Annotated in this window: 24 protein-coding genes; 8 read left to right on the forward strand and 16 right to left on the reverse strand. The window is 61.9% G+C overall.

Annotated features, from left to right (window positions below):
- Positions 1-39: 39 nt before the first annotated feature.
- The 3 genes from RXV86_RS19070 to folK form a co-directional block, all read right to left on the reverse strand.
- Positions 40-2,196, reverse strand: a complete 2,157-nt coding sequence (locus RXV86_RS19070; RefSeq protein ID WP_316302022.1) for a bifunctional (p)ppGpp synthetase/guanosine-3',5'-bis(diphosphate) 3'-pyrophosphohydrolase — start codon at positions 2,194-2,196, stop codon at positions 40-42.
- A 32-nt stretch (positions 2,197-2,228) separates the two neighbouring features.
- A complete protein-coding gene (gene rpoZ, locus RXV86_RS19075; protein WP_316302023.1) occupies positions 2,229-2,582 on the reverse strand; it encodes a DNA-directed RNA polymerase subunit omega in 354 nt (117 codons plus the stop codon).
- A 103-nt stretch (positions 2,583-2,685) separates the two neighbouring features.
- A complete protein-coding gene (folK, locus tag RXV86_RS19080; RefSeq protein WP_316302025.1) occupies positions 2,686-3,249 on the reverse strand; it encodes a 2-amino-4-hydroxy-6-hydroxymethyldihydropteridine diphosphokinase in 564 nt (187 codons plus the stop codon).
- Positions 3,250-3,383: 134 nt separating this feature from the next.
- Here folK and RXV86_RS19085 point away from each other — a divergent pair, with 134 nt between their 5' ends.
- Positions 3,384-3,956 (forward strand): NYN domain-containing protein, encoded by a 573-nt coding sequence (locus RXV86_RS19085; RefSeq protein WP_316302026.1) that lies wholly within the window; start codon positions 3,384-3,386, stop codon positions 3,954-3,956.
- A gap of 69 nt (positions 3,957-4,025) precedes the next feature.
- On the opposite strand, the gene RXV86_RS19090 is transcribed toward RXV86_RS19085, so the two are convergent.
- Positions 4,026-4,511: a c-type cytochrome gene (locus tag RXV86_RS19090; RefSeq protein WP_316302028.1), complete on the reverse strand. Its 486-nt coding sequence runs from the start codon at positions 4,509-4,511 to the stop codon at positions 4,026-4,028.
- Between the two features lie 126 nt (positions 4,512-4,637).
- Between RXV86_RS19090 and ispH the strand changes: the two genes are divergently transcribed.
- Genes ispH through RXV86_RS19120 form a run of 6 tightly spaced genes read left to right on the forward strand, consistent with a single transcriptional unit; the run spans position 4,638 to position 8,322 of the window.
- The gene (gene ispH / locus RXV86_RS19095; RefSeq protein WP_316302030.1) at positions 4,638-5,588 is read left to right on the forward strand and encodes a 4-hydroxy-3-methylbut-2-enyl diphosphate reductase; all 951 of its coding nucleotides are present in this window, start codon (positions 4,638-4,640) and stop codon (positions 5,586-5,588) included.
- Positions 5,585-6,037, forward strand: a complete 453-nt coding sequence (locus RXV86_RS19100) for a hypothetical protein (RefSeq protein ID WP_316302032.1) — start codon at positions 5,585-5,587, stop codon at positions 6,035-6,037. Before ispH ends, RXV86_RS19100 begins: the two co-directional genes overlap by 4 nt.
- A 12-nt stretch (positions 6,038-6,049) precedes the next feature.
- The gene (locus RXV86_RS19105; RefSeq protein ID WP_316302034.1) at positions 6,050-6,661 is read left to right on the forward strand and encodes a LysE family translocator; all 612 of its coding nucleotides are present in this window, start codon (positions 6,050-6,052) and stop codon (positions 6,659-6,661) included.
- A complete protein-coding gene (locus RXV86_RS19110; RefSeq protein ID WP_316302036.1) occupies positions 6,658-7,248 on the forward strand; it encodes a class I SAM-dependent methyltransferase in 591 nt (196 codons plus the stop codon). The genes RXV86_RS19105 and RXV86_RS19110 overlap by 4 nt, the downstream gene beginning before the upstream one ends.
- Positions 7,241-7,702 (forward strand): ribonuclease HI, encoded by a 462-nt coding sequence (gene rnhA / locus RXV86_RS19115; RefSeq protein WP_316302037.1) that lies wholly within the window; start codon positions 7,241-7,243, stop codon positions 7,700-7,702. The genes RXV86_RS19110 and rnhA overlap by 8 nt, the downstream gene beginning before the upstream one ends.
- The gene (locus RXV86_RS19120; protein WP_316302038.1) at positions 7,699-8,322 is read left to right on the forward strand and encodes a trimeric intracellular cation channel family protein; all 624 of its coding nucleotides are present in this window, start codon (positions 7,699-7,701) and stop codon (positions 8,320-8,322) included. The genes rnhA and RXV86_RS19120 overlap by 4 nt, the downstream gene beginning before the upstream one ends.
- Before the next feature lie 7 nt (positions 8,323-8,329).
- Here the strand turns inward: RXV86_RS19120 and RXV86_RS19125 are convergent, their stop codons facing one another.
- The 6 genes from RXV86_RS19125 to def (RXV86_RS19150) form a co-directional block, all read right to left on the reverse strand.
- Entirely contained in the window at positions 8,330-8,563 is a 234-nt protein-coding gene (locus tag RXV86_RS19125) for a GlsB/YeaQ/YmgE family stress response membrane protein (protein ID WP_316302039.1), read from the reverse strand.
- Between the two features lie 16 nt (positions 8,564-8,579).
- Positions 8,580-8,819 (reverse strand): hypothetical protein, encoded by a 240-nt coding sequence (locus RXV86_RS19130; protein WP_316302040.1) that lies wholly within the window; start codon positions 8,817-8,819, stop codon positions 8,580-8,582.
- A 19-nt stretch (positions 8,820-8,838) separates the two neighbouring features.
- Complete coding sequence (gene fmt / locus RXV86_RS19135; protein WP_316302042.1) at positions 8,839-9,747, reverse strand: methionyl-tRNA formyltransferase; 909 nt, start codon at positions 9,745-9,747, stop codon at positions 8,839-8,841.
- A gap of 94 nt (positions 9,748-9,841) precedes the next feature.
- Positions 9,842-10,336 carry a peptide deformylase gene (gene def / locus RXV86_RS19140; protein ID WP_316302044.1) on the reverse strand — a complete coding sequence of 165 codons (495 nt, stop codon included), beginning with the start codon at positions 10,334-10,336 and terminating at the stop codon, positions 9,842-9,844.
- Complete coding sequence (gene def / locus RXV86_RS19145; protein ID WP_316302046.1) at positions 10,333-10,830, reverse strand: peptide deformylase; 498 nt, start codon at positions 10,828-10,830, stop codon at positions 10,333-10,335. Before def (RXV86_RS19145) ends, def (RXV86_RS19140) begins: the two co-directional genes overlap by 4 nt.
- A gap of 4 nt (positions 10,831-10,834) precedes the next feature.
- The gene (gene def, locus RXV86_RS19150; RefSeq protein ID WP_316302047.1) at positions 10,835-11,353 is read right to left on the reverse strand and encodes a peptide deformylase; all 519 of its coding nucleotides are present in this window, start codon (positions 11,351-11,353) and stop codon (positions 10,835-10,837) included.
- Between the two features lie 110 nt (positions 11,354-11,463).
- Between def (RXV86_RS19150) and RXV86_RS19155 the strand changes: the two genes are divergently transcribed.
- Entirely contained in the window at positions 11,464-12,633 is a 1,170-nt protein-coding gene (locus tag RXV86_RS19155; RefSeq protein WP_316302048.1) for a MalY/PatB family protein, read from the forward strand.
- A gap of 12 nt (positions 12,634-12,645) precedes the next feature.
- Here the strand turns inward: RXV86_RS19155 and RXV86_RS19160 are convergent, their stop codons facing one another.
- From RXV86_RS19160 to RXV86_RS19185, 6 genes are all read right to left on the reverse strand, one after another.
- A complete protein-coding gene (locus tag RXV86_RS19160) occupies positions 12,646-12,996 on the reverse strand; it encodes a hypothetical protein (RefSeq protein ID WP_316302050.1) in 351 nt (116 codons plus the stop codon).
- Positions 12,997-13,110: 114 nt separating this feature from the next.
- Positions 13,111-13,902, reverse strand: coding sequence for a precorrin-4 C(11)-methyltransferase (cobM, locus tag RXV86_RS19165; protein ID WP_316302052.1), 792 nt, complete (start codon positions 13,900-13,902; stop codon positions 13,111-13,113).
- Complete coding sequence (gene cobJ / locus RXV86_RS19170; protein ID WP_316302053.1) at positions 13,899-15,704, reverse strand: precorrin-3B C(17)-methyltransferase; 1,806 nt, start codon at positions 15,702-15,704, stop codon at positions 13,899-13,901. The genes cobM and cobJ overlap by 4 nt, the downstream gene beginning before the upstream one ends.
- Positions 15,695-16,402 (reverse strand): precorrin-2 C(20)-methyltransferase, encoded by a 708-nt coding sequence (gene cobI / locus RXV86_RS19175; protein ID WP_316302054.1) that lies wholly within the window; start codon positions 16,400-16,402, stop codon positions 15,695-15,697. Before cobI ends, cobJ begins: the two co-directional genes overlap by 10 nt.
- Positions 16,399-17,601 carry a precorrin-6y C5,15-methyltransferase (decarboxylating) subunit CbiE gene (cbiE, locus tag RXV86_RS19180; RefSeq protein ID WP_316302056.1) on the reverse strand — a complete coding sequence of 401 codons (1,203 nt, stop codon included), beginning with the start codon at positions 17,599-17,601 and terminating at the stop codon, positions 16,399-16,401. The genes cobI and cbiE overlap by 4 nt, the downstream gene beginning before the upstream one ends.
- Complete coding sequence (locus tag RXV86_RS19185; RefSeq protein ID WP_316302059.1) at positions 17,598-18,236, reverse strand: precorrin-8X methylmutase; 639 nt, start codon at positions 18,234-18,236, stop codon at positions 17,598-17,600. Before RXV86_RS19185 ends, cbiE begins: the two co-directional genes overlap by 4 nt.
- Between the last annotated feature and the right edge of the window lie 63 nt (positions 18,237-18,299).

Consider the following 18,299-nt stretch of genomic DNA (forward strand, 5'->3'; position numbering starts at 1 on the left):
CCCCCCAGTTTGGCGCCCATAGGCGCCGACATTCCTGATTTACCTATCCGCGTTTGACCCGTTCTGGCCGTTGTTCTGGCCAGCACGAGCCGGGTCGCGATGACGATTGATATCGGCCACATCGCTTTCGGCTTCAAGTACAGAAACGAGTTGGTGCAAATGTTTGGCGTCACGTAGTTCGACGTCTAGCAGCAATCGATAAAAGTCGGGTTTCTGGTCGAGGAATTTCAGGTCCGAGATATTGGCCTTCTGCTCGCCCACAAGGGTGCAGACGCGGCCCAGAACGCCGGCATCGTTGCCGATGGTGAGATCAAGTGACACGGTATAGATCGGCGCGTGGGTGCCAGGCTGCCAGTGCAGGTCGAGCCAGCGTTCCGGCTGATCTTCGTAGTTGTCGAGATTGGTGCAGTCGATGGCATGCACCACCACGCCGCGACCGCGATAGGTGATGCCGACGATACGCTCGCCCGGGAGCGGCTGGCAACACGGCGCGCGGTGCATGGATTGATCGGCGGAAAGGCCGATGACGGCGCGTTCCGAGCTGACCTCGACCATCTCCTCGCCAGACAGGTCGGGGTAGAGGGTTTCGATTACGCGCTGGGTGGTCAGTTCGGCGCTGCCCAGACGGGCCAGAAGCTCGTTGCGGTCCTTGAGGCGCAGCATCTTGGCTGCAGTGTCGAGCGCCTTGTCGGTGGATTTCTTGCCGACATGTTCGAACCCGGCGCGTGACAATTCGCGACCCAGCTTGATGAACCGGTCGCGGTCGACCTCGCGCAGTGCGCGGCGAATGGCGGTTTTGGCCTTGCCGGTGGTTGCAATGTCAAGCCAGGTGGCCTGCGGTGTCTGGCCTTCGGCGGTTATGATGTCGACCGACTGTCCATTCTTGATCCGGGTCCAGAGCGGCACCCGCATACCGTCGATCTTGGCGCCGACGCAGGCATCACCGATGCGGGTGTGGATGGCATAGGCAAAGTCGATCGGCGTGGCGCCGCGCGGTAATTTCACCACTTCGCCCTTGGGGGTGAAGCAGAACACCTGGTCGGCGTACATTTCCAGTTTAACGGCCTCGAGGAAATCCTCGTGATCCTCGTCATCCTGGAACCGTTCTGTGAGGCCCGCGACCCATTTGGCCGGGTCAACCGCAAAGGGGTTTTCCGAGCGTACACCGTCGCGATAGGACCAGTGGGCGGCAACCCCTGATTCGGCCACGTCGTGCATCTGGTGGGTTCTGATCTGGACCTCGACCCGGCGGCCGTTGCGCCCCGAAACGGTGGTGTGGATCGAGCGGTAACCGTTGGATTTGGGCTGCGAGATATAATCCTTGAACCGGCCCGGCACGGCGCGCCATCTACGATGGATCACACCCAGTGCCTGGTAACAGTCTTCCTCGCTCTGGGTCAGAACGCGGAAGCCATAGATGTCTGACAGGCGCGAGAAGGAGAGTTCCTTTTCCTGCATCTTACGCCAGATCGAAAACGGTTTCTTGGCGCGGCCCAGGACAACGGCATCAAGTTCGGCCTTGGTCAGAACGGATTTCATGTCGCCGGTGATGTGTTCAACCACGTCGCCGGTTTCCTTTTGCAAGGTCACGAAGCGGCGCATGATCGAGTTGCGCCCTTCGGGGTTCAGCACTTTGAAGGCCAGGTCTTCAAGCTCATCCCGCATCCATTGCATCCCCATGCGACCGGCGAGTGGCGCATAGATGTCCATGGTTTCGCGGCTTTTCTGTTCCTGCTTGTCCGGGCGCATCGCTTTGATCGTGCGCATGTTGTGCAGGCGGTCGGCCAGCTTGACCAGGATCACCCGCATGTCACGCGACATGGCAATGAACAGCTTGCGGAAGTTCTCGGCCTGTTTGGTTTCGGTCGAAGAGAGCTGCAGGTTGGTCAGCTTGGTCACGCCGTCAACCAGATCGGCGATCTCGCGGCCAAACAGGCGTTCGATCTCTGAATAGGAGGCACCGGTGTCTTCAATCGTGTCGTGCAGAAGTGCGGTGATGATGGTGGCGTCATCAAGCCGCTGATTGGCGAGGATGGCCGCGACTTCGACCGGATGGGAGAAATAGGGTTCACCCGAGTGGCGGAACTGTCCGTCATGCGCGGCAAGGCCAAAGGCATAGGCCTCGCGCAGCTTGGCATCGTTGGATTTGGGGTTGTAGGCGCGGACGCGGGCGATCAGGTCATCGACGGCGATCATTCACTCCGCACCTTTTCCCTAGGGGCGTGGGGTCAGCCCTGGCCCTGTGCTTCCATCAGCGCGCGCAGGAGTTGCTCTTCCGAGACATCGTCCTCGTCCGGCTTGTCCTGCTCGGCCCCCATCAGAAGCGCCATGGCGTCATCTTCGGGCTCGTCCACCTCGATCTGGGTTTGATTCGATTCGATCAGGCGCTCACGCAACTCGTCTGCCGACTGAGTTTCATCAGCGATTTCCCGCAGCGCCACAACCGGGTTCTTGTCGTTGTCGCGATCCACGGTGATTGCCCCGCCTGCGGAGATTTCACGCGCACGGTGAGCGGCAAGCATCACCAGATCGAAACGGTTGGGAACCTTGTCGACGCAATCTTCTACGGTTACGCGGGCCATGGGATACCTCGGGGTGAGTTCAAATCAGGAATGGCCGTATTTAGAGCGGGTTCAGCCGAAAGACAAGGCCGGAATGCCCGCAAACCCCATGAATTGCGCGGTTTCACAGAGGTTTGACGTCAACAAGATCGGATTCAGGCAGGGCATCGCGCATCTGGGCGACGGTGCGGCCCAGGATCGGATGGATCCAATCAGGGGCGATCTCGGCCAGAGGGACAAGGACAAAGGCGCGATCCTGAAGCCGGGGATGCGGTAGAATCAGATGGTTAGGGGCTTTTTGCGCCTGTTCGGAGAGCGGCAGGTCGTGCCAGTGTTGCCAGATTGCAGCGGAAGGCGTGACCCGATCGCCATAGGCCAGCAAGTCGAGGTCCAGGCTGCGCGCAGCCCAGCGCGAATCGCGTATTCGGGCGAAATCGGCCTCAACCCGATGCAGCAGGGTCAGAAGATCGCTCGGCTCGAGCGAACACTCGAAGGCAGCGACGGCATTGGCGAAGTCCGGACCGCTTCCTGCCGGAAAAGCCGGAGTGGCATAAAGGCGGCTGGCTTGTCGCAGGCGCAGCCCCCGGGCCGCGTCTAGGGCATCGAGCGCCGCTTGCAGGGTCACGGCTGGCTCGCCAACAGGTGAAGGTTCGTTTGCCCCCAGCGCTACGTAGGCAACTTGATCCATGTTGACACATTCCTTATGCTTTCGGGGTGTTGTAATCACTTGAAACGCTCAAGGAATACTAATATTTGTTGCTGATCGTTCGACCGATCATTTTTCACTCACGGACAGGTCGAACACAATCGGAAGGACAATTTATGTTTTACAAAGACGAACGGCTGGCGCTGTTCATCGATGGATCGAACCTGTATGCCGCGGCCAAGGCATTGGGTTTTGACATCGACTATAAGCTTCTGCGCCACGAATTCATGCGTCGGGGCAAGCTGTTGCGCGCGTTCTATTACACCGCATTGCTAGAAAACGACGAGTATTCGCCGATCCGCCCGTTGGTGGACTGGCTGCATTATAACGGGTTCTCGATGGTGACGAAGCCGGCCAAGGAATACACCGACAGCCAGGGCCGTCGGAAGGTCAAGGGCAACATGGATATCGAGCTGTGTGTTGATGCCATGGAACTGGCCCCGCGGGTCGATCATATCGTCCTGTTTTCGGGTGACGGGGATTTCCGGCCGCTGGTCGAAAGCCTGCAGCGTCAGGGCGTGCGCGTGTCGGTCGTGTCGACCATCCGCAGCCAGCCGCCGATGATCGCGGACGAACTGCGTCGCCAGGCTGACAACTTCATCGAACTGGATGAGTTGAAAGAGGTTATCGGCCGCCCGCCGCGTGACCCGATGCCCGATCGCGAACCGGCGATGGCTGACGAGAGCTGATCGCAGCGACGAGAGAATTGGAAAGGCCGGGGAGGGGATGCCCCGGCCTTTCTGCATTTCGAGTTGGAATCAGTTGCCGTTGATCTTGTTGTGGCGCGCGATGATGCCGGGTGGCCAGGTCGATTTAATATAGGCGAGCGCGGACAGGATCTCGGTATCACTGAGGCTGTCCTTGAACCCGATCATCCGGGACTTGTACCCATCGCCGACCATCTTTTCGGTTCCATATTTGGTGATCATGAAGAGCTGTTGATCAGGGTGGTGCCATGTGTGGCCCGAGGGGTCATGCGGCGGAGCGGGCAGGTAGCCGTCGTCGTCACGGTCGCGCCAGTTGGGCTCGCCTTCCAGGTTGGTGCTGTGGCAGGAGGCGCAATACTCTTCGTAGAGTGTTTTACCGAGTTCAATCGCGCGCGCGTCCTGGTAGGGCATAAGACCAGAGGCCCGGACCGAGGTTGAGGACATGTGCAGGGCGAAAAGGCCGATTGCGCCAAATACGGCACAGACGCCGATGGCAAGAAGGATCGTATTGCGGCGCATTGGGAGCCCTTTCGTCAAGCCGGACGGTTTGAATGCCGGGTTCCTGTGGGGCAAGGTCAACGGGGTTTTCCATGCCACTGGTCGCAGCAACCTCTGGACGGGATGGAACTTGTGGCATAGCCAAGGACGCGAAGGAGACATGACATGACGAACCCGCCTCTGACCCTTTACCTTGCCGCGCCGCGCGGGTTCTGCGCCGGTGTCGACCGGGCGATCAAGATCGTCGAGATGGCGATCGAGAAATGGGGTGCGCCGGTCTATGTCCGCCACGAGATCGTGCACAACAAATACGTGGTCGATGATTTGCGCGCCAAGGGGGCGGTGTTTGTCGAGGAACTCAGCGATTGCCCCGATGACCGGCCGGTGATCTTTTCCGCCCACGGCGTGCCAAAGTCCGTGCCCGCCGAGGCGAGCCGCCGGGAAATGGTCTATGTCGATGCGACCTGCCCGCTGGTCAGCAAGGTGCATATCGAGGCCGAGCGACACTCGGAGGGTGGCTTGCAGATCATCATGATCGGCCATACCGGCCACCCCGAGACGATTGGCACCATGGGGCAGTTGCCCGAGGGTGAAGTGCTGTTGGTCGAGACAGTCGAGGATGTGGCCAAGGTGGCCGTGCGCGATCCGGAACAGTTGGCTTACGTCACCCAGACGACCCTGTCGGTGGATGATACGGTCGATATTGTCGCGGCCTTGCAGGAACGGTTCCCGGCCATAAAGGGGCCTCACAAGGAAGACATCTGTTACGCCACCACCAACCGGCAGGCGGCGGTGAAGGCGATTGCCGAACACGCGGATGCAATTTTCGTGGTGGGGGCGCCGAACTCGTCCAATTCGCGGCGGCTGGTCGAGGTCGCGGCGCGGGCCGGGTGCGGGTATTCGCAGCTTGTGCAGAGGGCAACGGATATTGACTGGGATGCGCTGGAGGGCGTTCGCTCGGTCGGCATCACCGCCGGGGCCTCGGCGCCGGAATTGTTGGTGGAAGAAGTCATCGCTGCCTTGCAGGGCCGGTTCGACGTGACCATCGAAGAGGTGGAAACCGCCAAGGAAGCCGTCGAGTTCAAGGTGCCGCGGGTGCTGCGGGAGCAGGCGTGAACGGGGCAAGGGGATGGGTCATAACGCTGAGCCTGCTGTTGCTCTTGGCCTTTGTCTGGAACTTCCTGGTGGCGACGGGCGTGATCTGGGCAGACATGGGTGATCCCGACGTGGGGGGATATCCGTTGATCGTGGCGAAGGACGGGGTGCAGGGGATGGAATATCTGCTGCGTGTTGTTCTATTTGGTCAGTCGGCATTGGTGTTCATGCTGGTGGTCAGAACCGGGCTGATCGAATTCGGTTGGCCGGGTTATGTCGCCATTGGACTGGCGGTGGTTGCGATCGCCGGGCCCTCTGTCATGGTTCTGCTTCTGGGCGTTTGGGCCGGGATAGGACTGGAATTCATCGCGCAGCGGGCCGAGGTTGTGCCGCGCTGGTGGATGGTGGTTCGGCTGCCCTTCACCGTGGCGGTCAGCCTGATCGTCGTGTTAGGGGTGGCGCTGGTATAGGGAGATGAGCAGATGTCATTGCAGTTTCTGATCACGGCCATGGTGGTGGTGTTGGTGCCGGGCACCGGGGTGATCTATACGTTGGCAACCGGGCTCGGGCAGGGGCGGCGCGCGGCGTTTTGGGCAGCGTTGGGTTGCACCTTTGGCATCGTGCCGGCGCTGGCGGCGGCAGTTCTTGGGCTGGCTGCGGTGCTGCACTCTTCGGCGGTTCTGTATCAGGTGATGAAGTTCGCCGGGGTGGCTTACCTGATGTGGTTGGCCTGGCAGGCGCTGAAGGAGGGTGGTGCGCTGGCGGTGCAATCGGATCGGACGAAGCAGCCGGGATGGCGGGTCGCGTGGCGCGGGGTGATGATCAACGTGCTGAACCCGAAACTGTCGATTTTCTTCCTGGCGCTGTTGCCGCCGTTTCTGTCCGGCGTGCCCGAGACGGCGACGCAGGAAATGGTCGCGCTGGGCGCGGTGTTCATGGGGCTGACATTCGTGGTCTTCGTCGCCTACGGAATGTTCGCGGCCCAGGCGCGGGTCCTGATCCTTGGGAATGCAAGGCTTATGGCCTGGATCAATCGCGGATTTGCCGGGATTTTCGCGGCCCTGGCCGGACGGCTGGCATTGGAGAGAGCATGAGCGACGAGCGGACAATTGCGGTCTATGACGAGAGGGTCGCGGAATACAGCAAGCTGAACGAGAAACTCTATGAGAAGGCCGAGCTGGAAGGGTTTGTGGCCGCCTTGCCCGGCGGCGGGCGGGTGCTGGACCTGGGCTGTGGGCCGGGGTTTTATGCAAGATGGATGGCGGAGCAGGGCCTGCAGGTCGAGGCTTGGGATGCCAGCGTCGAGATGGTGAAAAAGGCCGCCAACCAGCCGGGGGTTACGGTGAAACAGGCGCGGTTCGACGAGCTGGAGGCGGAAGCGGTCTATGATGGCATATGGGCCAATTTCAGCCTGCTGCATGCGCCGAAAGCTGCTTTTCCGGGGTTGTTGAACCGTATCCGCAAGGCAGGCAAACCGGGCATGGTGTTCCATATCGGCATGAAGTTGGGTGAGGGTGAAGGGCCGGACAAGATCGGTCGCTATTATGGCTATTACGGTGAGGACGAGTTGGTGCGGTATCTTGAAGAGGCCGGGTTTCGTATCGGCAAGAAGCGGTTCGGTAACGGGCCCGGGCTTTCGGGTGAGGAGTCGCCTTTCATGACGGTGCTCTGTTATGGCTGATTTGTTTGCCTACACTGACGGGGCGTGCAGCGGCAATCCGGGGCCGGGCGGCTGGGGCGTGTTGATGCGCGCCATGGATGGCGAACATGTGGTTAAGGAGCGCGAATTGCAGGGTGGTGAGTCCGAGACCACCAACAACCGCATGGAATTGCTGGCGGCGATCAATGCGCTGGAGGTGCTGGAAAGGTCCTCAAGCCTGACCATCGTGACGGATTCGGCTTACGTGAAGAATGGCGTGACCGGGTGGATCTTTGGCTGGAAGAAGAACGGCTGGCGAACCTCGAACAAAAAGCCGGTGAAGAATGTCGACCTGTGGCAGCGGCTGGACGAGGCGCAGGCACGTCATGACGTGACCTGGGAATGGGTCAAGGGCCATGCGGGACACCCCGAAAACGAGCGCGCGGACGAGTTGGCGCGAGCGGGGATGAAGCCGTTCAAGGAAGAGGAAAATTGAGCGCAGTTGCGGCGCTTGATTATGTCTCGGTGCTGATCTTTGCGCTGACGGGTGCACTTGTTGCGAGCCGGGCACAGTTGGACATCGTGGGATTTGCCTTTGTCGCGTGCCTGACGGCGGTGGGCGGGGGCACGGTGCGCGACGTGCTGCTGGACCGCAACCCGGTGTTCTGGGTCGGGGAGCCAACTTACATCCTGATTGCCGCGCTTGCGGCGGTGGTGGTGTTTTTCACCGCGCACCTGATGGAAAGTCGTTATCGCTGGTTGCTTTGGCTGGACAGTTTCGCCTTGGCCGTGGCGGTGCCCGCGGGGGTAAGCCTTGCCATGGAAACCGGGCAGAACGCGGCGGTTGTTCTGATCATGGGGATGGTTACCGGCTGCATGGGCGGGCTGTTGCGTGATGTTGTTGTCGGCGAGGTGCCGCTGGTTCTGAAGCAGGGTGAGCTTTATGCCACGGCTGCGCTGGCCGGGGCGGGTACGGCGCTGGTGGTGAGCGCCATGGCCGGGGCCGTTGCCGCTGCGCTGGTCGGCTGTGGGGTTGTGACCTGGGCTTTGCGGGCGGGATCGATGGCCTTTGGTTGGAAACTGCCGGTGTATCGGGCACGACCGCCAAAAAGCTGATCCGCGATCAGCTGAAATAGGTCTGCCAGATCCAGATCAACAGGACCGCGCCCAGCAGGGCGCCGACAAACCCGGCGGCCATGCCGAGAAGCCCCTTAAGTAAGCCCAATAAAAGTCCACCCATCAGTGCTCCACCGATGCCGATGGCGACCGTGGTGATCACGTTGGTTTCCATGTCCATGAAACGGGTGGCGAGGAAGCCCGCGGCGGCACCCACGATGATGAGCCAGACGATTCCCATGTAGCGTCTCCTAATTTCAGCGGTTGCGGTAATGGGTGGGCACGATCACCAGCGCACCAATGGATGAGATGACGGCATCAAGTCCTGGGCTGCCGAAACCGATGCCGAACATGATCCGGAGGAAATAGAACAGGAAGGCACCACCGACGCAGATGATGATCGAAGGCAAGTAACCGTTGCGGGTGAAGCCCGAGCGTTCCGAGGCATAACCGACGATGCCCGCGATCACGACGCTGCCCATCAGGGTGAGGAACATGGCGGTTCTCCTTGGGGTTTCAGCCCAGTTGCGTACCGCGCGGCAATTGGGTGCCGCGCAGGAAGTCATCTGCATCCTGCGCCTTGGAGCCCGCCTTTTGCAAGCGGGTGATGCGGATGGCGCCGTCACCACAGGCAATTGTCAGCGCATCGTCAAGGGCTGTGCCGGGCGAGCCGGAACCGTCTGCGAGGGCGGAGCCCAGCAGCTTTAACCGGTCGCCGTCAAGCGTGCACCATGCGCCGGGGAAGGGGGAAAGCCCGCGGATGTGTCGGTCGATTTCCTTCGCCGGGTGAGTCCAGTCGATGCGGGCCTCGGTTTTGTCAATCTTGGCGGCGTAGGTGACGCCGTCTTCGGGCTGGGGGACCGGCGTGAGGCTGCCGACCTGGTCAAGTGCCTCGACAATCAGGTCGGCGCCAATTTGAGAGAGACGGTCGTGCAATTCTACCGTGGTTTCGACCTCACCAATGGGAGTGGCGCGGCGCAAGAGCACATCGCCCGTGTCGAGCCCTTCGTCCATCTGCATGATGCAGATGCCGGTTTCTGCGTCGCCTGCCATGATCGCGCGGTGGATTGGGGCCGCGCCGCGCCAGCGTGGCAAGAGAGAGGCGTGGATGTTGAGGCAGCCGTGTTTCGGGGCCTCGAGAATGGGTTTGGGCAGGATCAGCCCGTAAGCGACCACAACGGCGATGTCGGCATTGAGCGCGGCGAAATCCGCCTGTTCCTCGGTGGATTTCAGCGAGGCCGGGTGGCGGACAGGCAGGCCCAGTTCCAGGGCGCGGGCATGGACCGGGGTGGGGCGGTCTTTCTTGCCGCGGCCCGCGGGGCGGGGCGGCTGGCAGTAAACCGCAGCGATGTCGTGGCCGGCACGCACCAAGGCGTCGAGGACCGGGACCGAGAAATCGGGGCTGCCCATGAAGATGATGCGCATTGGTTTCTGGTCCTTCGTGTTTGGCGGTGGCAGGCGCGGGGGCCAGCCCCCACACCCCCGGGATATTTCTGGCAAAAGGAAGAGGCCGGGGGGGTTATTTGAGTTTGCGGGCGCGTTTGATCAGCATATCGCGTTTCAGCTTGGAAAGGTGGTCGAAATACATCTTGCCGTTCAGATGGTCGATCTGGTGCTGCACGGACGTGGCCCAGAGGCCGACCAAGTCCTTGCGGTCGATCTCGCCATTTTCGTTGAGGAAACGCACGGTGACTCCGCGCGGGCGTTTGATCTTGGCCGAGACACCGGGGAGGTTGGGGCTGGCCTCGTCATGTTCGCGCAGGATGGCGGAGGCGTCGATGATCTCGGGGTTGGCCATGCGGATGACCTGATCACGGGTGTCGGAGGCATCGACCACGGCGAGGCGCAGCAGGACACCGATCTGGTTGGCAGCAAGGCCAACACCGGGCATGGCCTCCATCGTGTCGATCATATCCTCCCAGATGGCGCGAGTTTCGTCGGTGATTTCGCTCACCGGTTCAGCGGCGGTACGCAGGCGTTTGTCGGGCCATGGCAGGCAGGGGCGGACGGTCATGTGAGGGCCTCGAGGTAAGGGGTTTCCAACGTCGCGCGCAGATCGGGCGAGATTCGGTCGAAATGGACCATACCGTTCAGGTGGTCAAATTCGTGCTGGATGATACGGGCCTCGGCACCGTCGAAATCGCCCATGTGAATGTCGCCGGTTTCATCGGTCCATTGCAGGGTGATGGCCTTGTGACGCTCGACAGGAACCGTGACGCCGGGGATCGACAGGCACGCCTCGTCCATTGTGACGGGGATGCGTTCGGCGGCCATGATGAACGGATCGACCATCGCCAGCGGGGATTTCTCGCCGTCTTTCCAGGTGGCATCCATAACGAAAAGTCGTTTCATCACACCGATCTGTGGTGCGGCAAGGCCACGACCCGGCGCGGTGTACATGGTCTCGAACATGTCGGCGATCAGCGGGCGCAGATCCTCGGAACCCACCGGCTCGCATGGTTGCGAGAGGCGCGGGTCGGGCCATTTGAGGATGGGCAGGACAGCCATCGGTTCAGGCGCGGGCCTTTTCCCGCTTCAGCTTTTGCATCTTGCGGGTGATCATCTGGCGCTTCATTGCCGAGAGATAGTCGATGAACAGCTTGCCATTCAAATGATCGATCTCGTGTTGGACGCAGGTGGCCCAGAGGCCATCGAAATCCTCTTGTTGCTCGTTGCCGCCGCGGTCGATCCATTTGACCGTTACTTCGGCCGGACGTTTGACCTCGGCATATTGATCGGGGATCGAGAGGCAGCCTTCCTCGTAGGTGCTGATCTCGTCCGAACTGGCGGTCACTTCGGGGTTGAACATGATCAGCGGGCGCGGGCTTTCACCCTCTTCCTTGATGCAATCGAGAACAATCAGGCGTTGGGTCACACCGATCTGTGGCGCGGCAAGACCAATGCCGGGCGCGTCATACATGGTTTCCAGCATGTCATCGGCCAGCTTGCGCAGATCGTCCGAAAGGTCGGGCACGGCATCGCAGACCTTTTTCAGGCGCGGATCAGGGTGGATGAGGATAGGTTTGATCATGGAGGTGATTTAGGGGATGGGGCGCGTGGGTGCAATATGGCTGTGATCGGGGGCTTGCACACAGGGTTCAATCAGGTAGCGTTACCGCCGGTGTGAATAGGAGAGCCCGCATGAATTTCGACGAGATCATCGACCGCCACGGCACCCATTCGGTGAAATGGGACATGATGGAGAAGATCTATGACGTGCCGGCCGAGGATGGAATCGCGATGTGGGTGGCGGATATGGATTTCCGCCCGCCAGAATGCGTGCAGAAGGCGCTGCAGGGGATGCTGGATCATGGGGTTTACGGCTATTACGGCGATGATGCGCCATACCGCGATGCGATCCGCTGGTGGATGCAGGAGCGCCATGGCTGGGCCGTGGAACGTGACTGGATTTTCACCACTCACGGGCTGGTCAACGGGACGGCGATGTGCGTCGATACTTGGACCGATCCGGGCGATGGGGTGGTGCTCTTCACGCCGGTTTATCACGCCTTTGCCAAGGTCATCAAAGCCAATAACCGCCGGGTGGTGGAATGCCCGATGGTGATTCGCGATGGCCGATATGAAATGGATTTCGACAATTACGACGCGATCCTGGACGGTTCGGAGAAGATGGTTGTTCTGTGCTCGCCCCATAACCCCGGGGGGCGGGTGTGGAGCCGGGCCGAGTTGGAACAGGTGGCGGATTTCGCCAAGAAGCATGATCTGATCCTGGTGTCGGATGAGATTCACCATGATCTGGTGATGCCGGGGCACACGCATACGCCGATGTCCTTGATCGAGGGGATCGAGGATCGGCTGGTGATGATGACGGCGACGACCAAGACCTTCAACATTGCAGGGTCGCACGTCGGCAACGTGATTATCGCGGATGAAACGCTCAGGGTGCAGTTCGCGGAGCGGATGATGGGGCTTGGCCTGTCGCCGAACTCGTTCGGGCTTTACATGGCCGAGGCGGCCTATTCGCCTGAGGGGGCAGCATGGGTCGATGAACTGATCGCGTATCTTAACGGCAATCGGAAACTTTTTGACCAAGGCATCAACGCGGTGCCGGGGTTGAAGTCGATGAATTTGGAATCGACTTACCTGGCTTGGGTGGACTTTGAGGGCACCGGGATGGATATGGCCGAGTTCACCCGGCGGGTCGAGAAGGATGCCAGGATCGCGGTGAACCACGGGCCGACCTTTGGCACCGGGGGCGAGAGTTTCCTGCGGTTCAACCTGGCTACGCCGCGTTCAGTTGTCGAAGAGGCGGTGGCGCGGGTGGCCAGGGCCTTTGCAGATCTTCAGTGATGTGGCGCGCGGTCAGTCCTGACCAATTAGCGCGACTGGTGCGTCTTTCCTGCGCACAAAGTCCAACGGCGCACTGTCGTGGTGGACAGAATTGCGTTTGAACTCGTAACGCATCTCATCGCCTTCCTGAGCGGAGGTGATTACCAGGCATTGGGCGCTGTGGCGCGGGCCTTCATATAGGTCGACAAGCCCGCGCATGTGCGGCGCGTTGTCTGCATCCAGCGCAAATCCGGTGTCCCAGATGCGCAGGACGGGGAAGCTCTCTTCACCCACCTGAACGCGCATCCGCGCGCTCTTGCGTGCCGCCATTTTGCGTGCCTGCGCGAGTCCTTCGCGCACTTCCTTCGGAAGAATATCGTTCATCAACCCTTTCCCGGTGTGACCCGGGCCCCAGTGGTCCGTTGGGATCAGTCTGCCTTGAGAAAGTTAACAGTCAAGTAAAGGTCTGATGAAACAATGCGTTTCCGTAGGGTCACTCTATGTGTTGTGGTCCTCGACCAAGTCGACCCCAAGGACCGGGCGAAGTACATGGGGCTTGGCCGGATCATAAAGCGCGGAATCGGCAAACTCGTGCGATTCGCTCAAGGCCGGGCCCAAAAGAATGAGCGCGGTGCGGGTGATCTTGGCCGCGCGCACCTTCTTGCGGATATCGCCCAGGGTGCCGCGGATGATCTCCTGATCCGGCCAGCCGACGCGATAGGCAACCACGACAGGACAATCGAGGCCGTAATGGGGTTCCAGCTGGCGCTCGATCTCGCGCATGTTTCTGATCGCAAGGTGGATGGCGAGCGTGGCGCCGGTACGTCCGAAGTTTTCCAGTGTTTCCCCGGCTGGCATCGAGGTGGATTGCATCGACATCCGGGTCAGAACGATCGACTGGGCAATCTCGGGGATGGTCAGTTCCTGGCCGATGGCTGCGGCGGCGGCGGCATAGGCCGGGACGCCAGGGACGATCTGGTAATCGATACCGTCCACCTTGAGGCGGCGGATCTGTTCGGCGATGGCGCCGTAAAGCGACGGATCGCCCGAGTGGACGCGTGCAACGTTTTGGCCCTTGGCGTGGGCTTTGGCGATTTCAGCGTGGGTTTCGTCCAGCGTCATCGGGGCAGTGTCCATGACGAGGGCGTCATCCGGCGCGCAGGCGACCACCTGTTCGGGGACCAGCGAGCCAGCAAAGAGACAGACCGGGCATTCCGAGATGATGCGCTGGGCCTTCAGCGTCAGAAGTTCGGGGTCGCCGGGACCTGCGCCGATGAAAAAGACGGTCATTTGGAAGCTCCTTGAGCGAGGTCGCCGTCGATCTTGCGGGCATAACCGCGCGGCGTGAACATGCGGGGGCCTTCGCCCAGTTGGGCAAGGCGGGAGTTTGACGAGCCGATCAGCACCACGGTGAGCATGTCGACTTCGTCAACTTCGAGCTGGTCGAGGCGGCGGTAGCGAACGTTCTCGGTCGGGCGGCCAAGGTTGGAGGCCAGCATGACCGGGGTGTCGGCGGGGCGGTGTTGCAAGAGGATGTCGCGGGCCTCGGCCAGCAGGGTCCGGCGGGTTTTGCTGACCGGGTTGTAGAAGGCGATGACAAAGTCGCCTTCAGCCGCGGCATGCAGGCGGCGGATGATATCGTCGCGCGGGGTCAACAGGTCCGAAAGCGAGATGGTGCAGAAGTCATGACCCAGTGGCGCACCGGCACGGGCGGCGGCACCTTGCAGGGCGGAAACACCCGGCGAGCAGACCACCTCGACCCGGTGGGCGGCGTCGGAGACGCCCTGTTCGTCGGGGCCACGGTCCAGCAGTTCGAACACGAGCGCGCCCATGGCGTAGATGCCTGCGTCGCCCGAGCAGACCAGCGCGACGTTCTTGCCAAGCGCGGCCTGTTCGAGGGCATAGCGGCAGCGGGCCTCTTCGCCGCCAAGCGGGAAGTCGGAACGTTTCTTGCCCGCCGCCAGCGGGCCGAGCAGGTCGATATAGAGACCGTAGCCGACCAGTTCCTCGGCATCAGCGACGAGGCGCGAGACCTCGGGCGTGCGCCACGAGGCCTGACCGGGGCCGATACCGACAACCGAGAGGCGGCCACGAGGGCGGCCATTCATATCGGAGATTGGGGTGTCCGCGCGGGTGAGGGCGCAGGTGCAGTTGGCGGTTTTCTGTTTGGTCACAGTGAGCGAGCCACCAATGGCCAGCGCGGCGGCCTCGGAGACGCCATGGGTGCCGACCTCTTGAAAGACCACGTCGGACGGGTTGGCGAGGTTGGGGGTTTGGGCGTCGAGTTCTTCGGCTGTGAATAGGCGGAAGGGCACACCCAGGCGGCGGGCGATCGCGTTCATTGCCGGTTCGTCGGCCTTGAGGTCGATGGAGGCGATGCAGGCGACGGCGCCGGCGGCGATGTTGTTATCGGCTAGGGTGGTTTGGACGAGCTCCCACATTTCGTCAGAGTCAGCGTTGCGGGCGCAACCGAGGCCGAGAGCATATTTCTGCGGGTGGTAGACGAGCCGCTCGCCGCTCCCCTCGGTCGGCGTCTCGCTGACGGTGAGGTCGATATCGGTGCCGGTGGCGTCAAGGCCGAAGATGTTTTCTCCGGTGATTGATAGGCCTGCACCATTGAGAAGGGCTGACATGACCGGTTTGGCGTGTTGCGGGTTGGCAAGGCGGTAGCCAAGGGGCGGTTCGTCCAAAGCGACACCAAGGGCGATGTCCCCGGCAGTGGTGACGGCGGGGGTGGCGTCGATCTCTGACGCGATTCGGGCGGCCAAACGGTTGGCACCGCGATGGCCTCCCAGCAACGGGATGACGACTTTGCCATCGTCCGATACGGAAAGGACAGGCGGTTCCGTGGTCTTGTCCGCCAGCAGCGGCGCCACGGCGCGGATCAGGATGCCGGAGGCGCAGACGCCGATGATAGGGGTGCCGGCCGCGAACAGGTCGCGGGCATGATCCAAAGCGTTGGGAAAATAGGCATCGGCCTTTTCCACCCGGTTTTCGCGGCCATGCACCGGCGCGCCGAGGAACTGGCCAAGGCGATGGGCAAGCGGCTCGCCAGCAGAGTTGAGGCAGAGGATGACAGGTGTCACAGCCATGGATCGGCACCTTTCGTGACAAGGATCATGGAGAAATAGGGGGCGGTTTTCGGGGCTTCGGAAAGAGGCATCATGCGTTCGTTGCCCAGCGTGGCGCGTTCGACATAGTGAGCGTGCTCGCTCAGGCCAATGTCGTCCAGAAGCGCGCGGATGCGGTGCATGTGGCGGCCAAGTTTCATGATGGCGAAACTGTCTGACGATTCCATGCGGGGGCGTATTGTGTCGTTGTCGAGCGGTGCGGGCAGAACGGTGAAGACTTCGTTGCGAGCGGTCAGCGGCAGCGACAGGCGTGCGGCCGAGGCCATGACCGAGGAGACGCCGGGGATGACCTCGACTTTGTGGATGCCCGACAAGCGTGCGTGAACATACATGAAAGAGCCATAGAAGAATGGGTCGCCTTCGCAGAGAAAGGCAACGTCCTGACCAATGTCCAGAGCCTCGGCTATGCGTGCGGCCCCTTTGTCATAGGCTTCTTGCGCCGGGCGGCGTTCGGGCGTCATGGGGATATCGAGGCGAATCTCGTGCACACCATCGGGGAAGTTTTCCGCCGCGATGGAACGGGCAAAGCTGTCTGTGCCGGGTAGGGCCGGGTAAGCCACAACCGGGCACGTTGCAATCAGGCGCGCGGCTTTGAGTGTCATAAGCTCGGGGTCGCCCGGGCCGAGGCCAATGCCGAAAAGTGTGCCCTGCGCTGTCATCGCTTCACCAGGCTCCATTGCGTAACTGCCATCAATGGTTTCCAACCCGTGCGCGGGCCCAGCGGTTCGGCACGGGACACGGCGAGTTTGACCAGTTGGCCGCCATGTTTCTTGTGAAGCGCGACCAGGGTGGCCTCGGATTCCAGTGTCACGGCGTTGGCAACGAGGCGGCCCAGCGGGCGCAGGGCGGCCCAGGCGGCGTCGAAGACCTCTTCGCTTAATCCGCCACCGATGAAGATGGCGTCGGGGGCGGGAAGGTCGCCAAGTGCGGCAGGGACAGTGCCGTCGATCAGTTTGAGTTGCGGGGTGCCAAGGGCGAGCGCGTTGGCGGCGGCGAGGGCGCGGCGGTCAGGCCTCGGCTCGATGCCGATTGCACGGGTGTAACGCGCGCCGCGCATCCATTCGATGGCGACCGAGCCGCAGCCTGTGCCGATGTCCCACAAAAGCGCGCCGCGCATCGGCATAAGTTTGGCCAGGGTGGCGGCGCGGACTTCTTGTTTTGTCATAGTGCCGTCGGATTGGAACATCTCGTCCGGAAGGCCGGGGACACGGGGCAGAAGCGCGGCATCCGGCGCGGCGATGCAGTCTACGGCGAGCGTGTTGAAAGCCGGGACCTCGTGGTTCCAATCCTCGGCGGTGCCGTCGAAACGTTGTTCTTTGTCCCCGCCCATGTTGGCCAGAACGGTCATGTTGGATTTGCCGAAGCCGCGTTCGGTGAGGAAGCGGGCGATCTGGCCCGGTGTTTCATCGCCCGTGGTCAGGATTAGCAGACGGGCGTCGGGCTGGATGAAGGCGATCATCTGCTCGACCGGGCGGCCATGCACGGTGAGGGTTTCGAGATCGGCCATCGACCAACCCATGCGGGCGGAGGCGAGTTGGAAGGCCGAGAGTTGGGGGTGGTAGGTGATCTCGCTTGGGTCGATGCTGCGCCCGATGCGGGCTCCGACCGAGAACCACAGGGGATCGCCGGTGGCGAGGATGACAACGCGCTTGCCCTTGTAGTCGGTGAGCCGGTCGATCAGCGCGTCGAAGGGTGAGGGCCAGGCGACACGTTCGGCGGTGATGCTGTCAGAAAGGCTGTGGTGACGGTCGCCGCCGATGATGATCTCGGCGGCCTCGACTACGGCACGGGTGGCGGGTGTGAGACCGTCAAGCCCGTCTTCGCCGATGCCGATGATATGGAGCCAGGGTTGGGTCATGATTTTTCCTCAGGCAACCCTGCCGCCAGCGCGTTGACGGCGGCAGAGGCGATGGCCGAGCCACCGCGGCGGCCACGCAGGGCGACGAAATCACAGCCGCGCGGGTTGGCGGCGAGTTCGGCTTTGGATTCGGCGGCGCCGACAAAGCCGACGGGGAAACCGAGGATCACCGCGGGTTTCGGGGCACCCTGGTCGAGAAGTTCCAGAAGGTGGAAGAGGGCTGTCGGGGCGTTGCCGATGGCGACCACGGCACCGTCAAGGTGATCGGCCCAGAGTTCCACGGCCGCAGCTGAGCGGGTGTTGCCGATCCCGGCGGCTATCGAGGGCGTTTTCGGGTCGTTGAGGGTTACGATCACCTCATTATCCGCAGGCAGGTAGCGACGGATGATACCGGCGCCGACCATTTCGCAATCGCACAGGATCGGGGCACCGTTTTGCAACGCCGTGTGGCCCGCGTCATAGGCGAGCAGGGAGAAGGCCAGCCGGTCGGCGATCTCGACCATGCCGCAGGCGTGGATCAGGCGAATTGCCATTTGTTCCAGGCCAGGAGGGAAGCGATCGAGCCGGGCTTCGCGACGGACGGTGGCGAAGCTTTCGGCGTAGATGGCGCTGGGATTTTTCTCGTAGGGGCGCAAATTGGTTGGCCTTTGGGTTGGTGGGGAGGGGTGGAATTGGGGCCAGCCCCCAAACCCCCGGGA

Source organism: Aliisedimentitalea sp. MJ-SS2 (assembly GCF_032586155.1).
Classification (GTDB): Bacteria; Pseudomonadota; Alphaproteobacteria; order Rhodobacterales; family Rhodobacteraceae; genus JAWHTC01.